12 protein-coding genes are annotated in these 14,370 nt (G+C 44.4%); 8 read left to right on the top strand and 4 right to left on the bottom strand.

The features are described from left to right. Positions 1 to 10 precede the first annotated feature (10 nt). The 3 genes from JOD21_RS03385 to htpX all read right to left on the bottom strand — a co-directional run bounded on the left by JOD21_RS03385 (position 11) and on the right by htpX (position 1,809). Positions 11 to 232, bottom strand: a complete 222-nt coding sequence (locus JOD21_RS03385; RefSeq protein WP_204728259.1) for a spore coat associated protein CotJA — start codon at positions 230 to 232, stop codon at positions 11 to 13. 108 nt (positions 233 to 340) lie between these two features. Beyond that, positions 341 to 583: a DUF3953 domain-containing protein gene (locus JOD21_RS03380; protein WP_204728258.1), complete on the bottom strand. Its 243-nt coding sequence runs from the start codon at positions 581 to 583 to the stop codon at positions 341 to 343. Between the two features lie 311 nt (positions 584 to 894). Continuing rightward, entirely contained in the window at positions 895 to 1,809 is a 915-nt protein-coding gene (gene htpX, locus JOD21_RS03375) for a protease HtpX (RefSeq protein WP_204728257.1), read from the bottom strand. A 168-nt stretch (positions 1,810 to 1,977) separates the two neighbouring features. On the opposite strand from htpX, the gene JOD21_RS03370 reads away from it, so the two are divergent. The 6 genes from JOD21_RS03370 (at position 1,978) to JOD21_RS03345 (ending at position 9,484) form a co-directional block, all read left to right on the top strand. After that, the gene (locus JOD21_RS03370; protein ID WP_204728256.1) at positions 1,978 to 3,045 is read left to right on the top strand and encodes a flavin monoamine oxidase family protein; all 1,068 of its coding nucleotides are present in this window, start codon (positions 1,978 to 1,980) and stop codon (positions 3,043 to 3,045) included. 108 nt (positions 3,046 to 3,153) lie between these two features. After that, a complete protein-coding gene (locus JOD21_RS03365; protein WP_204728255.1) occupies positions 3,154 to 3,987 on the top strand; it encodes a formate/nitrite transporter family protein in 834 nt (277 codons plus the stop codon). Positions 3,988 to 4,205: 218 nt separating this feature from the next. Beyond that, complete coding sequence (locus tag JOD21_RS03360) at positions 4,206 to 5,102, top strand: cation diffusion facilitator family transporter (RefSeq protein WP_204728254.1); 897 nt, start codon at positions 4,206 to 4,208, stop codon at positions 5,100 to 5,102. 129 nt (positions 5,103 to 5,231) lie between these two features. Next, the gene (locus JOD21_RS03355) at positions 5,232 to 6,848 is read left to right on the top strand and encodes an FAD-dependent monooxygenase (protein ID WP_204728253.1); all 1,617 of its coding nucleotides are present in this window, start codon (positions 5,232 to 5,234) and stop codon (positions 6,846 to 6,848) included. Positions 6,849 to 7,087: 239 nt separating this feature from the next. Further along, positions 7,088 to 8,431, top strand: coding sequence for a copper amine oxidase (locus JOD21_RS03350; protein ID WP_204728252.1), 1,344 nt, complete (start codon positions 7,088 to 7,090; stop codon positions 8,429 to 8,431). A 69-nt stretch (positions 8,432 to 8,500) separates the two neighbouring features. After that, on the top strand, positions 8,501 to 9,484 hold the full coding sequence (locus tag JOD21_RS03345; RefSeq protein ID WP_204728251.1) for a class F sortase: 984 nt from the start codon (positions 8,501 to 8,503) through the stop codon (positions 9,482 to 9,484). Between the two features lie 269 nt (positions 9,485 to 9,753). On the opposite strand, the gene JOD21_RS03340 is transcribed toward JOD21_RS03345, so the two are convergent. Next, positions 9,754 to 10,326: a TetR/AcrR family transcriptional regulator gene (locus JOD21_RS03340; RefSeq protein WP_204728250.1), complete on the bottom strand. Its 573-nt coding sequence runs from the start codon at positions 10,324 to 10,326 to the stop codon at positions 9,754 to 9,756. A gap of 218 nt (positions 10,327 to 10,544) precedes the next feature. On the opposite strand from JOD21_RS03340, the gene JOD21_RS03335 reads away from it, so the two are divergent. Together JOD21_RS03335 and JOD21_RS03330 are read left to right on the top strand one after the other, a co-directional pair. Continuing rightward, entirely contained in the window at positions 10,545 to 12,542 is a 1,998-nt protein-coding gene (locus JOD21_RS03335; RefSeq protein ID WP_204728249.1) for an efflux RND transporter permease subunit, read from the top strand. A 2-nt stretch (positions 12,543 to 12,544) separates the two neighbouring features. Next, positions 12,545 to 14,362, top strand: a complete 1,818-nt coding sequence (locus JOD21_RS03330; protein ID WP_239581351.1) for a YhgE/Pip domain-containing protein — start codon at positions 12,545 to 12,547, stop codon at positions 14,360 to 14,362. Positions 14,363 to 14,370: the final 8 nt, after the last annotated feature.

Genomic DNA, 14,370 nt, shown 5'->3' with positions numbered 1-14,370 from the left:
TGAACCTCCTTTATTTACGGTAGGGGCTCTCATAATAGTCGAAGAACGGTTCCCACAATGTGCCTTTTTGTAATGCCTCCAAAGGTGGAAACTGAGGGAAGTCAGGCGGTTGAAACCCAATTAGTAAATTCGGTGGTACGACAAAGACTTTCGGACCGAGCGGTGGGCATGGATCAAACATTCCTCTGAAAGGAAGGTAATAACGTCTGAACGGGTTATTCTGTTGAGACATAGCTGTCCCTCCTGTGGATTCAGATTACCTGGAGAGTATATGCGGTTGGGGCGAGGAGTAGAAGGATTGCATGCAAAAAGCGTGCTGCACCTGCAGCACGCTCTCATCTTAACTGCTGAATCGAAGCAAAATCCCATCAATCGCTACATAAAGAACGATTAGAAAGATTGCAATATATGTATAGCCGGCTCTGCTCTTTTTATTTTGTCTGAGCTCGATCAGACCATTAATAAAAACGATCATACCGAGTAGCAGGAGGGTGAAAGGCAGCCATTGATAGTCATCTGTCATAATGATATAGATCGAAAGGATAAGTAGAATAATCCCTAAGATCAATTTGCTGTTATTCAAATCAACATCACGCTCCATTTATATTCCGTTGTTAGAGTATGAAAAATCCAATTGCAAATAGTACAACTGCAAGTACTGCCCAGAACAGTGCCTGTTTGTTCTTTTTCTGCATGTGAAGGTTACCTCCTTTTATCAGAATTGATTAGTGTATCTATATTTTACCATAGTTGGAAGTGGTGGAGGAGGACGGATTGGATGAAGGAAATATGAGTTAGGTTGAAGGAATTCCAGCTTAGCAGCTTGCCATGTATAGTATAACGCCGTCTCACTAATTAAAAAAACTGCCATTTAGGCAGTTTTCCATACATCAATTATCGCTGTTCCAAACGGGCAATCCGCTCATCAAGGTCAGGGTGAGTAGAGAATAGTTTCATAACATTACTTTTACCGCTGATTTTCATCGTTGCGACAGCTGAGTCATCTGTTTGATCTTTGACATTTGTGCGGTTTACCTTTGCTTTTAATGAACGCAGTGCGTGAGCCATTTTGTCATTACCGGCTAAGTCCCCGCCACCGCGGTCAGCATGGAATTCACGGTGTCTTGAATAGGCTGCTACTACAAGACTTCCAAGGATTGAGAATAGAATCTGGAATACAATTACCGCGATAAATTGAACGAAGAACCGGAACTCCTCACGTACAAGACGGCTTAATACGATTGCGACAATCCGTGAGAAGAATACAGCAAATGTATTCACTATTCCCTGAAGCAACGTCATCGTGACCATATCGCCGTTTGAGACGTGTGCGACTTCATGAGCAATTACACCTTCTACAGCTTCTTCATCAAGCTGATCAAGTAATCCCTGCGAAACTGCGACAAGAGACCTTTTCTTTGATGGTCCGGTAGCAAATGCATTGATCTCAGCAGAAGGATAGATTCCAACCTGAGGCATATGTGTTAATCCGGCTGCCCGCGAGAAACGGTGGACCTTTTCAATTAATTCGCGTTCCTGGACTGTCAGGCTGTCTGCAGGATCCAGGACTTTTACTTTCATCATCCATTTTGCAATCAAACGTGACATGGCGAGTGAAGTAAATGATCCTATAAAGCCTACAAGCAGGCTGAACACACCCAGTGCAACAAGGTCAATTCCAAGCCCGGGCTCTCCAGTCTGGAATAAATAATTTAAATCTGTAACAGAAGCAATAAAAGACCATACAGTTGTAATCGTGATTATGACCAGCAGGTTTGTGATGATAAACAGCAATATTCTTTTCCCCATTATGCGCCCCCATTTATAAGTTTGTGATAATTTTAACATAATTTTCAGATAAATGTCTGTCGCAGGCTTTCGTCAAGTGTTTTTCGTTGTGAATAAAAAGTGGTATCAGTAAAATGAAGCCATCAAAACAAATCATTATTTGTACGAATAAGGACGGGAGTTCAATATATGAAAAAACCAGTCATCATTATCGGTGCAGGATTAAGCGGATTATATGCAGCCTCGTTGCTGACTGCTGCAGGCGTTGACTATCAAATCATTGAATCAAGAAACAGAATAGGTGGCAGAGTGCTGACTGAAACGGCTGCGAGTGCAGGGTTTGATCTTGGCCCAACATGGTTCTGGCCGGAGCATGAGCCGATAATCACTGAACTGACAAAGAAACTTGGATTAAAGACATTTCCGCAGCACACAACGGGTCAACTGCTGTTTGAACAGTCCAAATCTGATCCGGCTCAGCGTCATTCACTGCCCACGAATTCAATCGAGAGATCTGAGCGGATTGTTGGAGGTGTTCAATCACTGATAGAGGCGATTGCAAGTACAATACCTGATCAGACAATTGAATTGAATACGCGTGTGACGAATATTCTTATAAATGAAGCAGGTGCGATAACAGTTTCGTCGGTAAAAAGCAGTGGTGACACACATTCTATTGAGGCTGAATCAGTTATCCTGGCACTGCCGCCCCGACTGATCCATAACATCTCATTTTCACCTGATCTTCCACAAATTCCCGATCTGCCAACCTTGATGGCAGGGCAGGCAAAAGTCGTTGCAGTGTATGACCAGCCGTTCTGGCGTGAAGCCGGTCTTTCAGGTCAGGCGATGAGCTGGGTGGGACCGCTTCAGGAAATTCATGATGCTTCACCTGAGACAGGAGCCGGTGCGCTGTTTGGTTTTTTCAGCCTGTCAGCAGATCAGCGTCGTGAGCTGGGTCAGGAAAAAATACGGTTGCTAGTCATTGAGCAGCTGACACGGCTTTATGGTGAAGAGGCAGGTCAGCCTGCAGCTTTATTATATAAGGACTGGTCTCTGGATGCTGATACTGCGACAGATCAGGATGGACGGCCGCTGACTGATTTTCCGCAGTATCAGCCGATTCAAATAGATGGAGAATGGAATGAAAAGCTGATGTTTGCCGGGACTGAAACCTCAGCTACATCCGGTGGTCATTTAGAAGGAGCGCTCTGGTCAGCTGAGCGCGCTGTAAAACAGGTTTTACAGCGGAAATAACTTGCTAATCTGAAAATAATAAACCCTATTGTACTGGCAGCGCTTACCCCTTTACACTGATCTGTGAATTGAATCACAAATTTTACACAGAATGCAGGATGGTGAAGGATGGAACAGTCTACAATAGAGAAATTATTAGGCGCAGCCACTTTAAAAAGAGATTTACTGAGAGAACAGCCGAACCACTATATCGTTCGCGCAATGCTTGCGGGTATGTATGTAGGAATGGCCGTTGTGATGGCGTTTCGCCTGGCGCAGCCGTTTTATGAAGCAGCGTCACCGGCAACATATTTTATTAATGCAATTTTCTTTGGTGTTGCATTCTGTTTGATTTTATACGGAAAGACTGAGCTGTTTACATCCAATACAATGTATATGGTTGTCGGTGCGATGAAGAAAACGACAAACTGGATGGATACGCTGCGTGTATGGGGCGCATGTTATTTGGGCAACCTGGTCGGTATTTTATTCTTCACCGGATTAATTATCATGACCGGCTTATTTGCCACAATGGATCCTTCAGAATCATATCTGATCACAGCTGCAGAAAAGAAAATGAATCTGCCTTATTCTGAAATGTTTTTCAGAGCGATTCTTGCCAACTGGCTTGTCTGTCTCGCAGTGTGGATTCCGCTGCAGGTAAAGGATGATATTGCAAAAATTGCACTCATGATTTTATTTGTTTTTACATTCTTTATTTCAGGGTACGAGCACAGCATTGCCAATATGGCACTGTTTTCAATTGCGCTGACTGCTCCGCATACAGCACTTGTCACGTTTCAGGCAGCAGTTGAAAATGTGCTGGTTGTTACGCTCGGCAATATTGTCGGAGGTGCATTCTTCGTTGGGGTTCTGTATACGTATTTGAATTCTACGAAGAAGGAAAAGGAATTAACTGCAAGAGCGAAAGCAGCTTCTACCAGGGCTGCTTTGGAGAAATAAGTGAAGTATAGCCATCCTTTTCAAATAAAAGTGAAAAGGATGGCTATTTTTTTCATCATCATTAAGTTTGCCTGCCTCTAACATATTTCCCTTCCTGTTACTTCATTTATCGATTCTAAAACTCGTGACATACTATAAAAAGGTTTGTATAGACCCACTCGTGGGCAGTCTGTTAGGATAATGAAGCTGCAACAAATTTGCACAGGTGGTGTTGGGACATGAATAATCGGTTTAAAGAAGCTGAATTTGCCACGTGGGTTGGGATTGTGGCAAATACGCTGTTAACAATATTAAAAGGTGTCTTTGGCTATATCTCAGGCAGCCGGGCACTTGTCGCTGATGCTGCCCATTCAGCGTCAGACGTGGCAGGATCAGTGGCAGTGCTTGCCGGGCTGCGTACAGCGAAGAAGCCGCCTGATGAAGATCACCCGTATGGCCATGGGAAAGCGGAGAATATCGCCACGATCATTGTCGCCATTTTACTTGTCGTCGTCGGTGTAGAGATCGCTTCCTCTTCAGCAGGCGTTTTTTTTGGTGAAATCCCTCAAGCACCAGGCAGTATTGCACTTGCTGTCATTGTATTTTCCATTTTAATTAAAGAAATCCTGTTTCATTATAAAAAGCGTATTGCAAAAAGAATTGACAGCTCTGCTTTGATGGCAGAAGCCTGGCATCACCGGTCAGATGCATTGTCTTCAATAGCAGCATTCTTTGGTGTGCTTGGTGCGATCATTGGTGAGCGGTTTGAACTGAGCTTTTTACTCTATGCTGATCCTGTGGCGGGTTTAGTGGTGTCGCTGATTGTTATTAAAATCGGTTTCTCTCTCGCAAAAGAAGCAGGTTCTGTCATGATGGAGCAGGTGCTTGGGGCTGAAAAAACAAATCCATTTATCGAGACTGTGATGACAATTCCAGGCGTTGAGCGAGTAGATGAACTGCTCGCGAGAACCCATGGACACTATATTGTAATTGATATTAAAATTAGTGTTGATCCTTACATGACAGTTGAAGAAGGGCATCGTATCGGGAAAAATGTGAAGCGCAGGCTGCTCGATCGTCATGAAGATGTAAAGCAGGTGCTTGTGCATATCAATCCATATAATGAAGAATCCTGATGCATGATGACGCTGAATAAGGGTATCGGTATGATAGGAGCCATTCCGTATTTAAAATGGTGAAGCAGATTGATGATGTGCTAACTTTAGAGAAAGATCAGCACAGGTTGAACGAAAGGAGTTAGTCTCATGGCTGTGATCGAAACAGATGTACTGATTATCGGAGCAGGACCCGCAGGACTCATGGCATCAAATGTGATGACAAAACGCGGAGTAGACTATATCTGCCTTGAAAAAAAACCGGGGCGTTCAGTGTTATCAAAAGCATTAGGGATACAGGCAAGATCTCTTGAACTGTTCGAATTTCTCGGAGTAAACAAACCATTTTTGAAAAGAGGATACCCCGGTCCGGGTGCGAAGCTTCACCTCGCCGGAAAGCATCCATCATACGTTGAACTGTATCATATTAAAAGCAGATATCCTTACTTATTGATTATTCCCCAGGATGAGATCGAGGAAATCCTTGAAGATCATCTCAATGCAAGAGGCGGACAAATTTTCAGGGAGCATGAAGTGCTTGATGTCACACAAAAGGACAATGGCGTCTATGTAACAGCCGTCCATCATGGCATCACGAAAACCTATTTTGCGAAGTATCTCCTCGCATGTGATGGGGCACACAGTAAAATCCGGAAAGAGCTCGATGTGCCATTTGTCGGTGAAGATGAAGGGATTACATTTTTTACGGGAGATGTTGAGGTCCCTGACATGAAGGAAATTCATATTAATCTCCATTTGAATGACAGAGGAGCCGCTGCGTTCTTTCCTTATAAAGATGGAACCTACCGTGTTGTCGGCTTTGACCGGACAAGACAGGGCGGACCGCGCAAAAAGGAAATGAAACTGCACGAGCTCCAGACAACGCTTGATACGATTTTAGACCGCTCTTATAAAGTGCAGCATCCAAAGTGGCTGGCCTATTTTGGTACAGCTCACAGGCAGGTACCGAATTATCGTGTAGGTAATGTGTTCTTTGTAGGTGATGCAGCCCATGTGAATAATCCGCTCGGCGGTCAGGGCATGAATATCGGTCTTGAGGATGTCGGAAATCTCTGCTGGAAGATCGATACCGTTTTAAAAGGCTACGCAGGGAATCCGTTTTTGGATACGTATCATGAAGAACGTGCACCTGTAGCAAGAGAAGTAATACGCAATACGACACTGGAGCTTAAAATGATTCATATGAAAGGACTGCTTGGCCAGGCGAGAAACTGGTCTGGAAAAGCAGTTCTTAAGCAAGGATGGGTCCAGTCCATCTTTGCCAATGCACTTTCCCATGTGCACAGTGATTATGATAAAACGCCGATTAATCGTTCATTTAGAGATAAATCTCTTTCCCGCAAAGCAATCCAGGCTGGTGAACGGGTGCCGGATCAGGTTTTATTCAATGAAGGTACCACGGATGAGCGCCTTTACCCGCTCATTCAGCGGCTCGGATATGTCTGTCTGATCTATATTGACTGCTATGAGCAGGACCTGATTGATTTTGCATATGATTTTGCAGAAGAAGCAAACAGGGCCTTTCCGGATATGTTGAAAGTATACCTAGTGGCCCGAGGCGGCACAGTGATTACAGAGCGGGACGAACTCCCGATCATCTATGACGTCCACCGGGATCTCGATAAGAACCTGGGTATGAGTAAAGGGAGTACGCTTTTCATCCGTCCCGATGGCCACGTCGGCTTCCACGACGGTTCGGCTGATGTGAGGAAAGTGATGGCGAAGTTAAAAAGGTATTTTATATAAGGAAATTTGAGAAGCCTTGAGAGGGGCTTCTTTTCTATTGATGATGAAAAAAAGCGTGGTGCTAGTGCTAACAGGCATACTGGTGTGAAAAATCATTGTACAAAATTGCAGCCTTCCTTACAGAAAAGTAGTGCTTTGAAAAAATAAAAAAACTTATTTTAAAAAAAGTGATCCAAAACTAAACTCTCTTCGTTAGCTGTTTGAAATCAAATAAATCATAACGAAAAGGAGAGTTAAATATGCAAAAGAAAAAATTACTTAAGAGAATTGCAGCACCAGTATTAGGACTTTCATTAATCGCACCAACAACAGGACTTGCAGCAACAGGGGAGGCCACAGCGATTACACCGGCTTCAGATCTTCGTTCAACGCTTGACCAGCTGCTGTCAGAACACTATGTACTGGCAGTGAACGCAATGGTGAAAGATTATAATGATGCACCAGATGAAGAACAGGCTTATGCAGCACTTAATCAAAATGCACTCGATATGACACCGGCAATTGAATCAATCTACGGTGCAGAAGGTGCACAGCAGTTTGAAGAAATCTTCGTCAATCATAATGATTACTCACCGGACTTTGTTGAAGCAGCAAAATCTGATGACGCTGACATGAGAGCAGCAGCAGAAGCAGAGGTTGAAGAGTTTACGAATGAATTTGGCGCTTTCCTTGCAACTGCAACTGAAGGTAATCTTCCGGAAGCAGCAGCTGTAGAAGTATTAACTGCACACGAACAGGATGTTATCAGTGCATTTGACAGCTATGTTGAAGGTGACTATGAAGCATATTTCACTCACTTCATGGAAGGTTATGACAGAATGTTTGACATTAGTAAAGCATTATCAGTCGCAATCGTAACGCAAATGCCGGATAACTTTGAAGGATCTGCAGCAGATTCACCGGCAGCTGATTTGAGATCTACACTGAATAACCTTGCAGCTGAACACTTTGCACTTGCAACGATGAGTATGCAAAACGGTGTAACAGGCGCACCTGAGTATGATTTTGCGACTTGGGCTGAAGATATGAACACAGATGAATTTACTGCAGCAATCGGTTCAATCTATGGTGACGAAGGCGCAGCACAGTTCAAGGAACTATGGACAAGCGAGCACATCAATGCACAGGCCGACCTTGTCAGCGCAACAGTAGCAGAGGATGAAGAAGGAATTGCAGCAGCTAAAGAAAGCCTATCTATGTTCACTCAGGAATTCGGTATGTTCCTTGCAACAGCAACAGAAGGTAACCTGCCTGAAGATGCAGCAATCTCTTCATTAAAAACACACGAAGATCAGGTTGTAGCAGCATTTGACGCTTATGTAGCTGAGGATTATCAGACAAGCACAGATACTTTCCGTGAAGGTTATGCGTTCATGTTTGGAGTAGGCCAGGCACTTGGTGATGCAATTGTGAAGCAAATGCCTGATCAATTTTCAGCTGACATGCCTGCTGATATGCCTAACACTGGTCTCGGTGGAGCAGCTGAACAGCAGACACCTGTAGCGGTATGGGTTGCACTTGCAACAGCGATTCTTGCAGCAGCTGGATTTGCAGTGAAAAAGAAAACAGCTAATCAAGAATAACATTGTCATTGAATAAGAAGAGTGGTTCACGCCACTCTTCTTTATTCACATAAATGGAGGGATCAGGTCATGAAGAAAAAGCTTTTTGTTCTTATAGCGGCTGTATTGCTTTTAAGCGTGATCAGCTATCAGGCGATTGCGATGAATCAGACGAAAGAAGAATCCGCACCTGAAAATGAAACACAGGATTTAAAAAAAGAAATTGAAGAAGAAACAGCAAAGTTAACAAAAGCAGTTGCACATAAAGGAGAAGAGTTTGTTCTTCTTGACTCTTTAAAAAAACGCCAGACAGAGCTTGAAGAACAGCTAAAGATTCAAGAAGAGGGAATTAATCCTGCCCGTATTCAGATTCCGAGCCTTGATATTGATACCGGCGTCATTCCGGTGGGACTGCTGGAAAATGGAGAAATGGAAGTACCGGAATCAACCGAGGTAACCGGCTGGTATGACCGCGGCGTGCAGCCTGGCGCAGTCGGGAATTCAGTGATAGCCGGCCATGTGGATAGTAAAGAAGGTCCCGCGATTTTCTTTTATTTAAAAGATGTTGAAGTTGGTGAACAGATTATCATTACAGATGAAAACGGGGTAGAGCTGACTTTTGATGTGAAAAGAAAAGAGAGTTATGCAACAAATGAATCACCAATTTCAGAGATTTTCGGTCCTTCAGATACAAGAAACCTGAACATCATCACATGTACCGGCACGTTTGACCGTGAGCAGCATCTGTATCCGGACAGACTCGTTGTTTACACCGAACTCGTGTCTGAAGATGAACCGGCTGATCCGCTGAAAGTAACTTCAGCTCCTGATAATGTTTCTTTTGAAGCAGGCTCAGTCACATGGCATGCTGTGCGTAATGATACAGTAATCGGTTACCGCGTCTACAAAAAGTCAGAGCAGGATCCACGCTTTGTCCATGTGGCAAGTGTGTCAGCGCACGAACGGAAAAGCTACTATGATCCGGAGTCTGCCGCCGGAGACCAGTATTACGTAACGGCTGTCAATCTCAAGAAGAAGGAATCTGCACCATCTGAGAAGGTGGCGGCAGAGTGATTGTACCGCAAAGCGCTGTTGGGTGCTTTGCGGTTTTTTGATGGGGATGGCGATTGCGATTGCGATGACGGGTGAGTACAAAGTCCCGAAGTGTCGAACATCAGCTGATGAGTGGCGAACAGTACATGATAAGTGTCGAACACGCCGGACCAAACGCCGAACCTGCACCACCAAAGCGCGAACCCGGCCGCACGAACGTCGAACCCTGCGAACCTCGCGAACCCCGAGAAATCCACCGTCACAAATCCCGCCAGTCCAACCCCGTAATCTCACCCCTTCTCCAAATAAGACAACCCCTCATTCACAAAGCTGTTAATCAGGACAGCGAGCTTCTCAGGCGGCTGGTCCATATCATTTGAGATCCATTCTTTGATCACATGAATCGCGCCGCTGACGACGAAGATACTTAAGTAAGTCGATTCTGCCTGACGGACACCGTTATCGTTCATTAGGTTGTTCATCATATAACGGCGCGTGAGTTCCATCACTTTTTTCTCAAAAGCCGTTGAACCATTATTGCTGAGCAATGCCCGGATCACTGCTTTATGTTCAATCATATATTCAAGAATCTTTTCAGTAATTTTAAGTGCTTCTTCATCCAGCTCAGTGCTGTATCGCAGGAGGTAGCGGTTCATATCCTCAACAATTTCATCTTCAATGTGTCCAAGTAGATCAAAGTGGTCCTGATAATGCGTGTAAAAAGTGGAACGGTTAATATCCGCCAGTTCACAAATTTCTTTTACCGTTACTGAAGAAATAGGCTTATGACTAAGCAGGCTGATCAGACTCTCCTTCAGCACCATCCGCGTATATTTTTTTCGATGATCAAGCTTTTCACTCATATGATCTAAACTCCTTATGTTAAATGTTTGTGAAAATCCAACACATAATAGACGATGTGTTGGAAAACTGACAGAATGAAACAGACTGTCTGTTGAATATCCAACACTGTGTCAATATAATATTAGAGTGTATGAAAGTGCTATGCAAGAGAGGATGACGCTTTATCGACTGGACGTCACGGGTTATTAAACATAAGAAAAGTATTGTACTTACATTTATGATCATCACAATTATTAGCGTTGCCGCGCAATTTGCGGTTTCAGTTAATTACAATATGGCAGATTACCTGCCGGATGACGCACCGTCAATTGAAGCTGTGGAAGTGATGCAGGAAGAATTTGATGAACCTGTACCGAATGCGAAGGTGATGGTTCAGGATGTCACAATTGCTGAAGCCCTTGATTATAAAGAACAGCTTGAAGCGATTGATGGCATCAGCAGTGTCACCTGGCTTGATGATGTGATGGATCTGACGGTTCCACTTGAAATGGCCGATCAGGAAATGCTGTCATCTTACTACCAGGATGATGCAGCGCTCATATCTATCACAATTGAAGAAGAACAGGAAGTGGCAGTAACGAATGAGATTTATGATCTGATAGGCGATGAAAATGCGCTGACAGGTGAAGCGGTCACAACTGCTGTATCACAGCAGATGGCCGGGGATGAGTCTATGTATGCTGCCCTGCTGCTCGTCCCGATTATTATCATTATTTTAATTTTATCTACAAACTCATGGATTGAGCCGGTGTTCTTTTTAACGGCGATTGGTGTATCAATCCTGATTAACCTGGGGACAAATATTTTCCTCGGTGAAGTATCATTTATCACCCAGTCCGTTGCACCGATTCTGCAGCTCGCAGTCTCGCTTGATTACGCGATCTTTTTACTCCACAGTTTTTCTGATTACCGTAAAAAGGTCGATGACCCCACAACTGCGATGAAGCTTGCCATGAAGCGATCTTTCCCGGCGATTATTGCCAGTGCCTCAACGACATTTTTTGGATTCATGGCACTGACATTTATGGAGTTTGGTATTGGTTCAGACCTTGGACTTAATCTTGTAAAAGGGATTCTGCTCAGCTTTATCAGTGTGATTATCTTTCTGCCGGCTCTCACACTCATGTTTTATAAATGGATTGATAAAACAAAACACCGTCAGTTCATTCCTGATTTTAAAGGTGTCGGCAAGCGTGTGATCAAACTGAGAGTACCGAGTCTGATTCTTGTTTTACTGTTGATTGTGCCGGCCTTTTTAGCACAAAGCAATACGACATTTATCTACGGAGCTGGTGAACATCCTGACAATACACGTGCAGGACAGGATGCCACAGCAACTGAAGAGATCTTTGGTAAGGAGACGCCGATGGTTCTGCTGGTTCCTGCTGAAGATCGCGGAACAGAAGAAGAGCTTGTACGGGAACTTGAAACGCTCGATCACGTATCAGGTGTCATGTCCTATGTGAATGTTGCAGGCGCGGCGGTTCCGCCTGAATATCTTGATGAATCAGTGACAGACCAGTTCTATTCAGAACATTATGCGAGAATTACTATTTTTGCTGAAACAGAGACAGAAGGCGAAGCAGCCTTCACCCTGATTGAAGAAGTCAAGGAAACGGCTGACAGTTATTACGATGATGCCCACCTTCTTGGTGAGAGTGTCACGTTATATGATATGAGGGAGATTGTGCAAAAAGATAATACATTTGTGAATGTCATGACCGTAGTAACAGTCGCTCTCGTATTACTGCTGACATTCCGCTCGCTTTCAATTCCCGTCGTTTTACTCATTACCATTCAGGCTTCAGTCTGGATTAACCTGGCGATTCCGTACTTTACGGATGCGCCGCTCGTTTACATCGGATATCTGCTGATCAGTACGATTCAGCTCGCTGCAACAGTGGATTACGGGATATTATTCACGGAGAATTACTACAAGCTCAGACAGGAAATGTCTGCACTTGATGCCATTAAAAAGACGATAGATGAAAAGCTGTTTGCGATCTTTGTATCAGCTTCTATTCTTTCAAGTGTCGGATTTATTTTATGGATCACCTCAACAAACCCGGTTGTTTCTTCTATTGGACTATTACTAGGACGCGGGGCGCTGCTTGCTTTTATCATGGTGGTATTCGTACTGCCTGCGCTGCTTGTGATCTTTGATAAAGTCATTGAAAAAACTACGTGGAAAGCAAATTTTTATAAGGGGAAATGAACATGACATTTAAACGTACAGGTGCTGCCTCTGCAGCGATTCTGCTTGCGATGCCCACGCTTCTTGTCTCAGCGGAAACGGATACTTCCGCAGATAAGCCGTCTGCTGAAGGGGCAGGGGCATATGATCAGAAGACAGAAGTCGTCTATGCAACGCTTGATGCAGCCGGGGAGCAGGAAAATCTTTATGTGGTGAATCAGTTTACAGTAAATGATTTTGGTGAAATGACTGACTTCGGGGACTACACAAGCGTACAGAACCTGACTGACCTGACACCGCTTGAACAGGACGGGGAACAGATCACATTCACTGCCCAGGAAGAAGAGTTTTACTATCAGGGTAACATGGACAATAAAGCACTGCCGTGGGACTTTGATATCAGTTATTCCTTAAACGGTGAAAGTACTGATGCTGACTCACTGATCGGTGAAAATGGACAGCTTGAAATCCAGATCGATTCTTCTAAAAACACGGAAGGCGAAGAACGGTTCTTCAACAACTATATGGTTCAGATCACGATGACTTTTGATGCTGACCGTTTTAAAAATATTGAAGCACCGGATGGAACCATTGCATCTGCCGGTAAAAACAGACAGGTCACTTTTACGGTTATGCCTGAAAAAGAAGAAAGTTATATAGTAAAAGCGGATGTGACTGACCTTGAGATGGAAGCCATTGAAATTGCAGCAGTCCCATCATCCGTTTCAATTGATGCACCTGATACAGGAGAAGTAAAAGAAGAAATGACTTCACTTTCTGATGCGACTGCTGAAGTGAATAATGGGGTAGGCGCGCTGCAGACAGGGATTGCTGAACTGAACAATGGAACGGCCAGTCTCTACGACGGTTCAGCACAGTTCCAAAGCGGGCTCAGTCAGCTCTCAGGTAACACAGGCGGGCTTATCGAAGGTTCATCATCTATTCAGCAGGCGCTGAATCAGATGAGTGAGTCCGTTGGTGCAGGAATTGGCGAGGTGGATACGAGTCAGTTCAGCAATCTCCCTGGTGCGTTCAGACAGATTGCCGGAGGTCTTGAAGAGGTTGGTAATGGTCTGACGACTTTAAGCGGGAACTATGAACAGGCTTATCACGCACTTGATCAGGTGATCGCAGCAGTCCCTGAACATCAGATCACAGAAGCCGAAATCGCGGTGCTTTATGAAAGCGGAGCGGATGAAGCGACTGTTGATAAACTTGTTGCAAGCTACAAGTCATCACTTGCAGTGAAAGAAACATACAGACAGACCCAGGAAGCCTTTGCTGCAGTGCCGGGGGCTCTCAGCTCAAGTATGGGAGCGATCAGCGAAATGAGCAGCACGCTTCATACAATTGCGGATCAGCTTGAAAGCGGGCTTGCAGCAACCAATATGGATGAATCTCTTGGACAGCTGCAGCAGGGTCTGCGGACGCTTGCAGCGAACTACGGCGAATTCCACGCAGGTTTGACTGAGTACACTGGCGGTGTTGCCTCTCTTGAAGGTTCATATGGAGAGCTTCACAGCGGTATCGGTGGTCTGACAGGCGGCACAGCTGAACTCGAAAGCGGAGCAGGTGAACTGTACAGCGGGACATCTGAGCTAGCTTCAGCAACAAGTGAACTGCCTGATCAGCTGCAGGAAGAAATCGATGGCATGATCAGTGAATTCGATAAATCAGACTTTGAACCAGTGTCATTTGTTTCCAAGCAAAATGACAAGGTTGAAGCTGTACAATTTGTCATTAAAACGGACAGCCTGAAAAAAGATGATGCAGAAGAAACGGAGGATGAAGCTATAGAAGAGAAGAGCTTCTGGGACCGTTTGGTGGAACTCTTTAAATAATAACCTAT

Source organism: Jeotgalibacillus terrae, assembly GCF_016908195.1.
Taxonomy (GTDB): Bacteria; Bacillota; Bacilli; order Bacillales; family Jeotgalibacillaceae; genus Jeotgalibacillus; species Jeotgalibacillus terrae.
Note: the sequence above shows the minus strand (reverse complement) of the source record. Positions and strands in the feature narration are given on the sequence as shown.

Excerpts from the sequence above, each read along its gene's own strand:
- JOD21_RS03385 (WP_204728259.1), bottom strand. The coding sequence starts at position 232 with ATGTCTCAACAGAATAACCCGTTCAGACGTTATTACCTTCCTTTCAGA.
- htpX (WP_204728257.1), bottom strand. The coding sequence starts at position 1,809 with ATGGGGAAAAGAATATTGCTGTTTATCATCACAAACCTGCTGGTCATA.
- JOD21_RS03370 (WP_204728256.1), top strand. The coding sequence starts at position 1,978 with ATGAAAAAACCAGTCATCATTATCGGTGCAGGATTAAGCGGATTATAT.
- JOD21_RS03365 (WP_204728255.1), top strand. The coding sequence starts at position 3,154 with ATGGAACAGTCTACAATAGAGAAATTATTAGGCGCAGCCACTTTAAAA.
- JOD21_RS03360 (WP_204728254.1), top strand. The coding sequence starts at position 4,206 with ATGAATAATCGGTTTAAAGAAGCTGAATTTGCCACGTGGGTTGGGATT.
- JOD21_RS03355 (WP_204728253.1), top strand. The coding sequence starts at position 5,232 with ATGGCTGTGATCGAAACAGATGTACTGATTATCGGAGCAGGACCCGCA.
- JOD21_RS03350 (WP_204728252.1), top strand. The coding sequence starts at position 7,088 with ATGCAAAAGAAAAAATTACTTAAGAGAATTGCAGCACCAGTATTAGGA.
- JOD21_RS03345 (WP_204728251.1), top strand. The coding sequence starts at position 8,501 with ATGAAGAAAAAGCTTTTTGTTCTTATAGCGGCTGTATTGCTTTTAAGC.
- JOD21_RS03340 (WP_204728250.1), bottom strand. The coding sequence starts at position 10,326 with ATGAGTGAAAAGCTTGATCATCGAAAAAAATATACGCGGATGGTGCTG.
- JOD21_RS03335 (WP_204728249.1), top strand. The coding sequence starts at position 10,545 with ATGATCATCACAATTATTAGCGTTGCCGCGCAATTTGCGGTTTCAGTT.
- JOD21_RS03330 (WP_239581351.1), top strand. The coding sequence starts at position 12,545 with ATGACATTTAAACGTACAGGTGCTGCCTCTGCAGCGATTCTGCTTGCG.